Origin of the sequence: Paenibacillus sp. GM1FR (assembly GCF_002803315.1) — a bacterium.
Lineage (GTDB): Bacteria > Bacillota > Bacilli > Paenibacillales > Paenibacillaceae > Paenibacillus > Paenibacillus amylolyticus.
Genome location: NZ_MKZL01000005.1, coordinates 22,965 through 35,938, shown reverse-complemented (window position 1 = coordinate 35,938; position 12,974 = coordinate 22,965). Strand labels below are relative to the sequence as shown.

The 12,974-nt window shown below is 39.9% G+C and carries 8 protein-coding genes; all 8 read left to right on the top strand.

Going from position 1 to position 12,974, the window contains the following annotated elements; all coding sequences use genetic code 11:
• Positions 1–42 precede the first annotated feature (42 nt).
• The 8 genes from PAEAM_RS03255 to PAEAM_RS03215 all read left to right on the top strand — a co-directional run bounded on the left by PAEAM_RS03255 (position 43) and on the right by PAEAM_RS03215 (position 12,440).
• A complete protein-coding gene (locus PAEAM_RS03255) occupies positions 43–1,338 on the top strand; it encodes a hypothetical protein (RefSeq protein WP_100526633.1) in 1,296 nt (431 codons plus the stop codon).
• A gap of 3 nt (positions 1,339–1,341) precedes the next feature.
• Positions 1,342–2,931, top strand: a complete 1,590-nt coding sequence (locus PAEAM_RS03250; RefSeq protein ID WP_100526632.1) for a hypothetical protein — start codon at positions 1,342–1,344, stop codon at positions 2,929–2,931.
• Positions 2,932–3,074: 143 nt separating this feature from the next.
• Entirely contained in the window at positions 3,075–3,281 is a 207-nt protein-coding gene (locus PAEAM_RS03245) for a hypothetical protein (RefSeq protein WP_133120408.1), read from the top strand.
• 1,440 nt (positions 3,282–4,721) lie between these two features.
• Positions 4,722–5,795, top strand: a complete 1,074-nt coding sequence (nusA, locus tag PAEAM_RS03240; protein ID WP_100526630.1) for a transcription termination factor NusA — start codon at positions 4,722–4,724, stop codon at positions 5,793–5,795.
• 681 nt (positions 5,796–6,476) lie between these two features.
• Entirely contained in the window at positions 6,477–7,250 is a 774-nt protein-coding gene (locus tag PAEAM_RS03230) for a helix-turn-helix transcriptional regulator (protein WP_100526628.1), read from the top strand.
• A 90-nt stretch (positions 7,251–7,340) separates the two neighbouring features.
• Entirely contained in the window at positions 7,341–7,949 is a 609-nt protein-coding gene (locus PAEAM_RS03225; protein ID WP_100526627.1) for a hypothetical protein, read from the top strand.
• 252 nt (positions 7,950–8,201) lie between these two features.
• A complete protein-coding gene (locus PAEAM_RS03220) occupies positions 8,202–8,549 on the top strand; it encodes a nucleotide pyrophosphohydrolase (protein WP_100526626.1) in 348 nt (115 codons plus the stop codon).
• A 276-nt stretch (positions 8,550–8,825) separates the two neighbouring features.
• The gene (locus PAEAM_RS03215) at positions 8,826–12,440 is read left to right on the top strand and encodes a DNA topoisomerase 3 (protein ID WP_100526625.1); all 3,615 of its coding nucleotides are present in this window, start codon (positions 8,826–8,828) and stop codon (positions 12,438–12,440) included.
• Positions 12,441–12,974: the final 534 nt, after the last annotated feature.

The following is a 12,974-nucleotide window of genomic DNA, read 5'->3' as shown; positions in this document are numbered from 1 at the left end:
TTTAGTTGAAAATACCATGAAAAATTAAAGGGGAGCATAAAGGTGGATAAATTAACTAAAGGTACATGGTTAGTAAATACAACTAAGCACATTTGTAATATTAAGAATGATACTCAAGAACTTTCATTTTATGAAGCAACTGAACAGGCTGGCAAAGCAGCGACGCTTTTATCTAGGTTAGTTGCAGACAAACAGGAAATAATTGGACGTGAAGCTGTGAAGACTTTTGCACGATTATCACATATAGGTCCTGATGCGGTAGATACATACTTAAGATTGTTAAAAAGACAAGGTAAAGTAGATTTCATTACAGATAGTCTTGAGAGAGCCCAAGAGGTTGAAATTTACTGCTTTTCCGGGACCACAGCTCTGGAAGTTGCTTCAGACATTTATGAGAGTCTAAATCCTGGTAAAGAAGAAGAGGCAAGTTTAAAAGCATTACATTCAACCTACGAATTACCGAGATTAGAAGAGGAATTGGTAGGTATCTTAGCATCTGATTTTGATGAGGAGACAGTTCGAAATACTCTCTCTTTACAAAAAGTTTTTAGCCTAGTAAAAGAAAATGGGGAACACACTGAAAAGGTTCTTTACAACGAATACTCTTTTGCTGGTGATCCGCAGAAGACAATCAAGGCTATGAAAAATCTAAGTGAAACTGAAAGGTCTATGGTTCTTGAAGTTCAGAGTCTTGTAAATGACTCACAGGGTTTTCTCAGTGAAAATATACCTGAATATATTCCCCGAGAGATTGTAATAATGATGGAGGGAATTGGACTTTTAGATGGGATAACCGTTTCTTCTGAATATGGTAGAGCTGTTTTTTTTACGACTCCACAAATAAAAGGGCATGGGGTAGGGGGATTCACTCTACAAGAGGATGTCTTTCACAAAGCTAAGGTTTTACTTAGTTGTTTAAGGTTTGGAGAGAAGAGTTCAACTTACTCCAGAGGAAATATTAGTACACAAAGTATGATGATGAACATTGTTAACAAATTAGTAAGGGGAGAATGGGTTGGCCCATGCACAGCTATTGGACAAGACTATCAACTTCTAGAAAAAGATGGTGTTATTGAGACCCGGCGTTCGTCTCGTATAAATAATACTTATTTTATGAAGTTAAGACAGAGTGAAGTGGGGAAATTAGCTAAACAAATGATATCATTAAATAAAGTAATTCTGGAAGCGGAAGAAAATTCAAGTTCGATTTTGAATGCTCAACCTTCTCAGTACATTATTCCTGAAGTCAGGAAGCAACAAATTATGTCTAATTCAACAGCTCCTGTGAAAGCGTTACAGGAAAAAATTCTAAATTCGATACGGACAGGTGGAAGATAGCATATGTCTTCAAATATTGAAAAAGGATTCCAATTAGAATATAAGGTTTCAGGAATGTTCCAGGGGCAGGGTTATGTTAGTAGAAGAGGTATACCTCTCAACTATGGAGTAGGGCTGGAGGCTACTGATATTGATGTGTTAGGAATCAGTTTTACACATCCATTTAATGGGACTAAAATTATCTGCGATTGTAAGAACAAGAAGGCAGCGAAACCTTATGAACGCATCTTTTGGTCAAAAGGATTAGGAGAATTTATAAATTCATCAAAAACTTATGTATCTCTTCCACGAGCTTCTTGGGATATCATAAAATTCGCTTCTGATGGTGGGGTAATCGTTCTAACGAACGAAATCCTTGATACTTACACTAAGCCAAATAATAATTACGGTCTTGCAGATTTCCATTTTTATGGAGACTTCATTAACAATATTAGGAATCATATAAGAAGTGATCAATTAGCACTTAAAGCATGGAATATTAACCGTTCACTCTGGTTAGATGAAGATCATTACATTGCAACTAACCTGTCAATGGAATGGCTAAAGATTGCAGCTAGAGAGTATAAGTATAGTTTAAATAATTCAGATGACACAAGTTTGTTTTGGTCTTTTCTAATATGTGATCTTACTGTTAATCTTGCTACACAAATACTTTGGATATGTTCTGATACATTAGGATACCCAGAGAAAGCACGTGAACAACATATAAATTCGAAATTAACATATGGTGCTGTTGAGCCTAATTATATCAATGGTCTACTTAGAAATTTTTCAGATCTTGCAAACGAGATGATAAAAGATGTAATTCCAAACCAGTACTTACCCAACAAACGAATAGTTGAATTTGGAGAAGTACCCGCCCCAGATTTTTCTACAAGCCTGATCGGAATAATTGATAGGGCATACAACAATCCAGACTGGTACATTAGTATGCCACAATTTCTAGATTTTCTTTTATTTGAAAGAGGACTAAAGGGCAAGAGTATATCTGAAGAGGGATATAGTCTTATCTTCCCTAATGACGCTGCTTTCGAAGGAAAGCTGAAAGCGTCTAAAAACATTATGGCATTTGTTAGAGAGTTTTGTGATGTAGACTGGACGCTGATTTGGAGTAACAGTAAAAGAAATATCTATCAAAATATCGATACTCCATCTCCTGAAAACAATAACAAAGATTCTAACTCAATTGACTATCAGAAAGCTTTATATGCAAGAGAAAGCTCACGTACATCTCTAACGTCAAAGCCAGAAAAAACCTCTGAGGTAAAGGAAGAGGTGTCAAAGCCAGAAAAGACCTCTGAGGTAAAGGAAGAGGAGTCAAAGCCAGAAAAGACCTCTGAGGTAAAGGAAGAGGAGTCAAAGCCAGAAAAAACCTCTGAGATAAAGGAAGAGGAGTCAAAGCCAGAAAAAACCTCTGAGATAAAGGAAGAGGTGTCAAAGCCAGAAAAAACCTCTGAGGTAAAGGAAGCGGCGTCAAAGCCAGAAATGCTTCAGAAAATATTATTAGATGAGAGCTTAAATAAGCCAGATCAAGTGAGACTGAAACAATATAAAAAGAAAAAGAGTACAAAAGGCTTTCGTAGAAAAAGATAGATATAGACTAAACTAAGGTGAAGTGACATTATTCACTTTTCCTTAGTTAAAGGGGAATTAACCGCAACCCCAAAAATCAGATTTATCCGTATGTTATCAATAGATACATAGAAGAGGTGATTGAATTGATCAGTAGGAGTGAAATGATTGAAGTAATATCAGAAAAATATTATAAATTCCTCATGCTTCTTCCATTTGAAGATGGAATATATATGCTTGGAATGAAGGAAGCCAAAGCTAAGTATATTGCAAATTTGAACATTGATTTGGCAAAAAGGTATTTGGAAAAAGGTAATAGAGATAGGAGAAATACTTCCGATTTGATCCATTATTTGAATCTGACAAAGTAAATGGTATCAAGAAAGGTGTGTTGTATGTGGGATGGGTAGATGTAGTTTGGTTCTCTAATTCTGCTAACAATCACCTGAACACTTTTAAAACTGGAAATACGGAAAATATGTTTACCCAAGGACTATATAGCTACAAGGAGTTGAAATAATTGTGAAAGGATTTAGATCCCAGGGAAGTTTCAGCAGCTGCCCTTATTTAGAGCAATACCTGAATGTTAGAATTATGACCAACTATAACTGAGGGTCTGGAACCGAACAGGGGTTTATTCTTCATGGATGATACTTCCTAAGCACTGAGAAACGTACAATGCATAGATGTCCAAAATTGATTTGAAATTAAATCGGATTATCGATGAGCAGGAATGGCAAGTGATTGGCGCTGCGCTTTGAGTCATTACATGGCCATTTGAAAGTAACATTGACGTTGTGTGATCCATATGAATCTAAAGAGTTGACGGGACTTGTTTCTGTGATCAACACGTTTCTCTTTAAATCTCCGTCCGCTTTGTGATATACTCTACTCATACATTAGTAACATGGATCTTTAAGGAACAGGCACACGCCACATTCCAATTCTACGTCCTTCAAGGGCGATCTGTATCACTTTTATTTGGTGATCATGTAGAATTCGGAAAGGGCAGGTGCCTTTTTTTGTTGTGTTGATAGGCTATACCTCTCTGATAATAGGGTGACCTAGGTCCATCCAACGAAACCAAAGGAGGTCTATACAAATCCATAAAACACGTATAAACGTACAACTCGCTCATAGGACTAAACCTCTTTTAATACATCCTAGTCCTGCTGCGTTCTCGCCGCTCATTTTTTGTTTGACTATTTAGCCTGCCTGTTGTATTGCCCCCCTTTTAACGAGGGTTTAGATTTGTAACTAAAAATCTGCTACTTTTATTGAACCTGGAACCCCCTTTGCGCGCGGCGCGCACTCACTCTGGCCCTAAAGAAAAGATATAGATACGTATCTAGGTTTCAGAATTGAAAGTAGATCATAGATCGGTGTTTATGTGTCTCAGGGTTGAAGATCTCGTATAAAGGGGAAGGAAAAGGCGAGAAGTAAGAACGTATGCGAGAAGACGAAGTGCTTTCCTGTGACCGAGTAGTACGATATAATGTATATATGGATGAGTTTTACAGTTGATGGTCAGTTGCCCTGCCTCCCTCTCCATATGTGTTGACGATCGTTGCTCCTAGCATCTACTAAACGTTCATCATTTTATTTAGAAACAGATACATATACGCTTAGATTTGCGTTTCCATCGAAAGGTACTTGTGCGGTAAAGAATTTATCTCTGTCTCGAGATCGAAGCTTTTTCTAGTAATACGATTGTGTCGAAAGTATCTATAGCACGATAGGGAGAACGATACGCATACAGAGGGCGGATTTAGCTTGGTTAGTAAAAATCAGAAAACAAAAGGAGAATGAAAATGAATAAGGATTTTTTAGTAGCATTAACGGAGATTGAAAAGCAAAAAGGGATTTCAAAAGAAGTTTTGTTAGAGGGTCTTGAGGATGCGCTCGTATCAAGTTACAAAAAGAAGTTCAATACGGCAACGAATGTGCGTGTTGATATTAATCGTACGTCTGGTGCAATGAAAGTGTTATCAAAGAAAATGGTTGTAGATGATATTATTGATGAACGAGTCGAGATATTGATCGACCAAGCTCGGCAGATCAACCCAGAGGTCCAGCTTGACGAGTTTATTGAAATTGAAGTTACTCCGAAAGACTTTGGACGGTTGGCTGCTCAAACGGCCAAACAGGTGGTTATGATGAGAATTAAAGAAGCTGAACGAGCTCTCGTGTTTGATGCGTACGCTGGTAAGGAAGAAGAGATCATCACTGGAAAGGTCCAGGGCATGGACTCATCTAACTTATATGTTTTACTAGACCATACCGAGGCTGTCCTACCTATCAGTGACTTGATGCCAAATGAAAAGTTTAAGCTTGGGGATACACTATCAGCGTATATCTCTCGCGTTGAACAAACATCTAAGGGAACTTTGGTCATTCTGTCGCGTGTACACCCAGGACATCTGAAGAAGTTGTTTGAAACAAAGATCCCAGAAATACAAGAAGGAAAGGTCGCCATCAAATCCATCTCCAGAGAAGCGGGGATCCGTTCGAAGATTGCAGTTACTGCACTAGATCCAGATGTGGATGAAGTTGCGGTATGTGTAGGCGTAAAAGGGCAGACTATTCAATCCATTACCAGTGAACTCGGCGGCGAGAAATTAGATATCATTAAATGGTCCAAACAGATGGAAGAGTATGTTGCAAATTCCTTAGCACCTGCTAAAGTGCTTGAGGTCCACATTTTTGACGATGAAGAAGATCCGACAGCACGTGTGATTGTGCCCAATAACCAGCTCACACTTGCGATTGGTTTGAAGGGGCTAAATGCACGTCTCGCAGCAAAATTAACGGGGTATAAGATGGATCTGTATAGTGAGGATCAAGCATTTAAACAATTCGGCCGTCCAGTAACGATAGTCGAATAGATTCAGTTCTTTCTACTCAGGGACAACGACACCTTGGCTCCATACAATAATTTATAAGGTTAAAGGGTAACAAAGCAGGCACAAAAACGGTCGGAGATGAAGAAGTCCTCTAATTGCGTTTATAAACGTAAGAGCACCGTCTTGATCCAAATGATAGAACATGCATTTTCAACTTGCGATATGCATTTTTAATTTCAGTATACAGAGGAGAAGTCCACATGCAGTTCCTCATAAAAATCGGAATTTGTTCGTTTATTCTTAGCATGTTTTTTGTGGCCAATCATATTCAAGGGCCGATACCTCCAAGTGTTTACCGTATCTTTGGTACGATTGGAATATCTCAAATTATAATTTCTTATTACGTGTGGAAAGCTGAATCCTCTCGGATGCAAGGTCTTATGGATTGTAAACTACCACATGATGAAGTTGAAAAACCTACGATGACAGGACCTATGGTAAGAGGCGCTGTAGTTTCACTAGTATTGTGCGGCACTCTTTTAGTTCCTCATCTGATTGCAATAGGTGGGGTGTGGATCCTCACCTATGGAATTAGCTTTTTCGTGGTATATACGTTCCTTTCGAAATACATGGGCATTCGTCAAGACACAAAGACACTACGTCATAAACAATCTTTGTCACGTTCGTAATCAAACTAAAGGATCCGGAAAGTGAGGGAGTCTAATGCCAGTGAAAGAGGAGATTAAACTCGGTCCAGAACGCTTAGGGCTCAGTGAGAGAGATATCATGTACTTGCTCATCTTTCGTGAACTTCACAATCAGTCGGCATCTCCTTCAGATATCTTTGAGGTGGTCCGCGCGGAATTAAGTAATATACAACGAGGCCGAGCGAGATCCTATTTCTACAATGTAGTAAATCAGATGGAGTCTTTCGGATGGATAACATCGATTCGGACGGAGAACAAGAACAATAAAAAATACTACGCTATTACCGCAGACGGTTATGCGAAGATAGATAGTTTTAAAGAATCATGTATGGATTCCATGAAGAGTTTAAAAAGTATGGCCGATCACTTTGATTTTCATATCTCGGGTACGGGTAAATCCGAACCCATTCAACTGAATACGCAGCAACGAAAAATGTTTAACCGATTAATTAACGTGCGACATTTAATCCGGTACTTATTTTTAAAGATTCTAACTGAAGACGAACATCGCCAAGAAAGTGGAAAGAAAGTGTGGTTACTTTTTAAAGAAAGATACGAATGGCAGCCTGCACAAGGCTATTATTACGAGGTACTTCGAGAAATGGAAGTAGACCAAGGATATGTAACAGGAAAATGGACGACAGATCGGCGTAGCACCTATATTTATCAAATTACGAGTCACGGGTTAGAGTCTATCGCAAGTGAAGCCGAGACTACGCTACACTTCGTACGACAGTTACAACACTATACACGTTTTATACTAAATTTGTTTCCTGATCGTAACAGTTAATGCCGGAACGAATTGCATATTAAATAGACTCAAAGCTGCATCTAAATCAGATGGGCTTTGGTAGGGTCATCTCAACAGGAGGAATTACGGGTGCAATCTTTAAATTTCGCACTACAACTGTTTAAAGATAGTGGCGTTCCATTCAAGCTTAGTGGCGAAGCGCAAACAGAAAGAGAACTGAAAGTAACACGTCTAGTTGTAACTAAAGATCATGTTTTACAAGGACATATTCAAACGTACTTAAATGTACTAGTGAACGTTGAAAAGAAAAAACAAAAAGGTCACAGCTCTGTGGTCATCTTATTTGACGGGTATGAACATGAAGCCAGAAGAATGTACAATGTGCCCGAGTTAAAATCTTGGATCCAAAAACTAGTGAAGAACAAACCATATCTGTTTTATTTTATCGCTAATATGAATGATCATTATGTTCATGATATGGCACTATGTTCAGTTACGACTTCAGCTTCTTTTATGCCTACATCTTTATTGGCGTATACGGGTAAATCCCCGGAACTTGAGCTAAACGGAGCAGATGTTACACCAGTGATTCAAAAACTGGCTAAATCAGCATTTATGTATGCCAAAAAGTTGAAGCACACGCCTGAAGAACTGATGGACCAATGTATAACTTTTCTGGATCATGTGAAGTACGAAGAACATTTAGAAGAACATAAGCGATTTCTTCAAGAGATCTAGATTACTTGCCGGTATGACGGAAAGCACCTCAAAGAAGGTGCTTTTTCCTTTTGCCTCTAATGACGGTTTATGAGCAGTTTTAAGCCTCTTCACACAAGAACACCTAATTACAAGGATGAGTCTGAAAACGAGTAGAGCATTGACGCTGATTGCGCCTGCTTCCTATGTGATGCTTACGCTTCGGTGTATCAAGAGGACGTAAGCAAGGACTTTGCCGTTGTTTGTCGAATGACTGTATAGAGGTGGTTCATTGTGGAGGAATTAATACAAAAGATTACTGCATTTAGAGATGAGCGGGACTGGGGACAATTTCATAATCCCAAGGATCTGGCCATTTCTTTGAATCTCGAAGCGAGTGAGTTGCTTGAAATATTTCAATGGAAAAGTAACGAAGAAGCCATTGCGAAAAGCAAAGACAAACTTCAAGATGAATTGGCTGATGTTCTATATTATGTGTTACTCATGTGCAACGAACTTAATATTGATCCGAAGAAAGCATTAATAGAAAAGCTGAAGAAAAATGCAGAGAAGTATCCAGTAGATAAGGCATATGGCTCAAACAAAAAATACACCGAACTTCGTGGGAGCGACCAAGAGTAAGGGGCCCTTTCTTTCATTAAGGCTACATTGTTCATTCATAAAGTAGTAGATTAACTATCCGTGGGAAAGGTTAATCAGTTGGGTTCTGATCCAGATGGCTTGTTCACATGTAAGTAGAGACCACAGAATAAGAACATATTTAGCACGCTTCTGGACAGCATACAGGGTGACCTCGGTGTAAGATTACGGTATAATGAAATCAATTGAATACTCACAAAGCGAAGCACGCTTCTCCCTATGGGGAAGCGTGCTTTTTGCTCGTTATAGGAGGTTTACATGAAACTTATCATAGCTGAAAAAAAAGACCAAGCCCAACGACTAGCGGCTCCTTTTCCAACCAAAGGGGAAGGTTGGGGCTACATCGAGGTACTGCCCTGTCCGACATTCCCCAAGGGAGCTTACTTCTCATGGGCAGCAGGACACTTAGTTACTTTAAAAGAACCAGAGGATTATGATCCAACGTTTGAAAAGTGGAGAATGGAGCATCTACCCATACTACCAGGACCCTTTCAATTGAAGCCTGCAAAAGGGAAAGAAAAATTGTTCGCCCACTTGAAGAAATTGATTCAAAACAAGAGCTTTAACGAAATTATAAATGCCTGTGATCCAGGCCGTGAAGGTGAAGCTATCTTTACTCTGATATATCAACTTAGTGGTTGTAAAAAACCCGTGAAAAGACTTTGGACTTCTTCGTTAACGAAAGAAGCGGTTTTTGCAGCATTTCAGAAACTTCTACCCGGATCAGAAAAGAAAAATTTGTTTTATGAAGCATATGCTCGGTCATGTGCAGATTGGCTTGTGGGGATAAATACATCAAGAGCATACTCCATACTGCTTCGAGAGAAAGGAGTCAAAGTTGAAAAAGGAGAGAGCTTCTCAACAGGGCGTGTTCAAACACCGGTTCTAGCACTTATTGTTGAACGCGAAAGGGAAATAAAGAGTTTTGTATCCACGCCCTATTGGGAAGTCATTGCAAACTTCAGCTTTAGCGGTATGGAGTATAGGGGGAAATGGTTTACAGGCAATCAAGACCGACTTATGGATCAGGGTAAAGCTGAGAAATTGGCCGCTTGGTGTTCAGGAAAAACGGCAGATATCGATGAGATATCTGTGGAGACTAAAGAGACTTTGCCCCCTTATCTGTTTAGTCTTTCCGCATTACAAACCCTTGCCAATAAACTTTTCAAACTAAGTCCGAAAGATGTCTTAGATGCCTGTCAAACGCTATACGATAAGGGATATCAGAGCTACCCACGTACGGATAGTAATCGGATTACGACGGAAGAAGCAAAGGAGTTACCCCGCATTCTTGAGAACATAGGTAAACTAGGGCCTTATACTCCTTTAATCCCTAAACCGGTTCCCTCTATTATGAATAATAAAAGATATGTGGATGCTTCGAAAGTATCAGACCACTACGCGATCATACCGACCGATACAGCTCCAGATTTAAGCAGATTAAGCCATAATGAAAGACTGATCTATGACTTGGTTGTCAAATCAGTAATTGCAGCTCATTATGATAGTGCTATTCTCGAACATACCACGATCATCACGTATGTGGGAGATCAATTTTCGTTCCTAACCAAAGGGAAGAGAACCATTCGAGACGGCTGGCGTCTCGTTATGAATACAGATGACCCTGACGAGAGCGAAAAAAGCCTAGATCTGCTTCCTAGTGTAGTGGAGGGACAAGTTGGTTACACCACCGATTGTTTTGCTAAAGAAGCCTGGACTTCTGCTCCTAAGCGTTTAACAGAAGGTAACCTCATCTCAATGATGAAGTCTGCCGGGAATCAGTTAGGAAATAAAGAGCTAGAAAGCATCATGCGCAAAACGCATGGTCTTGGAACAGAAGCGACTAGAGCAAGTATTATAAGCCGATTAAAGGATCAGAGTTATATTGAAATCAAGAAAAACTTGGTGTATCCCACTGTGAAAGGACGAACGCTTATTCAAGCTATCGGCCAATCTGCTTTATCCTCAGCCGAAACAACTGCCAAGTGGGAACAAACATTAAGTGAAATTGGTCAGGGGAGATTTACACATACTAGCTTTATTGATCAGGCCAAGAAATTGGCTACTAAGCTCGTTAATGATGCTGTGAACTCTGTTCATTCTATGGACATGCCCGAAGCAGTTAAGCCGAACTCAGCAACGACTAATAACGGCATTCCCATTTCACAACCTCCAGTATCTAGCTCACCTGTACAATCCATATCGTCGTTGGGGCAGGCTGATACTACACATATTAAGGGGGATCCAAGACATCAAAAGCTCTCAATGCATGATGAAGTTATAGAAATTAAGGGGAATTCTACTGAATGTCCAGATGTTTCAAAACAGATTACTTCTTCTATTTCCAGTAGCCCAGCTAAGGCACCACCTATAACTGAAGCACATCGGCGGCCGAAACGAAATGTGACCGCTGATCAAAACTTGGGATCTTGCAAAAAATGTGGCCAGCCTGTCATCGATAAAGGAGTTTTATATGGCTGTAGCGCATGGGAGAACACGGGATGTGATTTCAAAATTAGCAAAACAATCAAAGGTAAAGTCATTGAAAAGGAAACTATCCTACGTATTCTGGAAAAGGGATCGAGTGGTTTAATACGGGGATTTGTTCATAAGTCCAAAGAATCGAATAAAAGCGATACCGTCTTTGATGCTATATTACAGTTTGACCAGGCAGGTAAACTGTGTTGGAATTACCCAAGCACCGATGTGTTGAAGTTACCTGTCACCTTACTTAAATCTTCAACAGTCATACCACCTTCAAACCAGGATTCAAAAAGTGCCTTCGCTGAGCTTGAAAGAGAAACAGCTAATTTGAAGTTACCTGCCAAAGTTATTCGTGTCACCTATGGACCTCGTGTAACGAGATATGAATTGGTACCAGCAGAAGGGCTGAATATATCCCATTTTAAGCGACTCAAGATGAATTTGAAAATGGCTCTGAAGGCTGAAGAGATTACGCTTTATCTCCCTATCCCGGGCACAAACGTAATTGGTATTGAAGTACCCAGTAAACTACCGTATACCGTTCATTTAAGACCACTTCTTGAGAATAAAGAATTTTTAGCTACGCGAACTGCTCTAAACTTCCCTATTGGTATGGACATGTCGGGGGAACCGGTTTATGCAGATTTAGCCAGCATGCCGCATCTACTGATCGCAGGAGCTACAGGAGCAGGCAAATCCGTATTTATCAACGCTATGATCATAAGTCTTTTATACAGTCTGGGTCCGGATAAGCTTAAATTTTTGTTCATTGATCCCAAAATGGTCGAACTCTCGGTCTACGCAAACATCCCGCATTTGTTTGGCCCGATCGTAACGGATGTGAAAAGAGCAGGAATCGCATTGAAAAAACTTGTTGTAGAGATGGAAAAGCGATATGAAATTTTAAGCCACTACGGTGTGCGTAATATTGAATCGTATTACGATAGGGTACAATCTGTAGATCCTAGCGCTCCTCGCCTACCCTATATCGTTTTAGTCATAGATGAGCTTGCGGATTTGATGATGACAACAGGAGCGGATGTAGAGGAATGTATTCAGCGAATTGCCCAACTTGCCCGTGCAGCTGGTATTCATATGATCATAGCCACACAGCGCCCCTCCAAACAAGTTTTATCGCCTGTGATTAAAGCAAATTTACCCGTAAGAGTTGCATTCGCTGTTGCCAATCATTATGATTCTAAGGTTATTCTGGATGAGTCGGGAGCCGAAGATTTGCTTGGGAGAGGAGACATGCTCTATCTTCCTAAGGATGGGGCTAAAAGAAGATTGGTTTCTGCTTATGTGTCTGATGTTGAAATTGAGAATATAGTATCTCACCTCAGTTCAAGTGGAGAGGGTCCATCACGAACTTTTGCAAAACGAAATTAATGTATCATCACTATCTCCATTTTGTACACTTTTTTTGCACTTGAGCCACGAAGATGGATATGACGTCTATGAGTAGCTACATATTGGAAGGTGGTTTTTACACGAATGGAGAGGATGTATCGAAGTTAACTGTGATCGATCTCAATTTCATGACTGTAATATGAAGCGAAAGAAGAGCGCGGCACCGAGGAACAACCAAGCTTTCCATGCAGTTTGCAGAAAGCCCCTGAATGAGAGAATAGAAATTACGCATATTAGAGAGACATATTTATGCACTCTTAAAGATGCAGCTGTGCCTGATAAGGATTGTTAAGTTGGTGAGGGGAGCGCATTCGGTAACAGATGACGCACGCAAGCCTGTAACGTTAGCCTTAACGGAGCAGATTGTGAATTGCGCAAGTATTTCGGTAGGTTAACACCCCAAAACGATGAACGTTATCAACCCATGAAACGGCATTCCAGGGTTGTGTATCACGGCCTGTATGGTTCGCGGTTTTCTGCATACCGTGAGATCCTGGTACATATAGCGCGGCA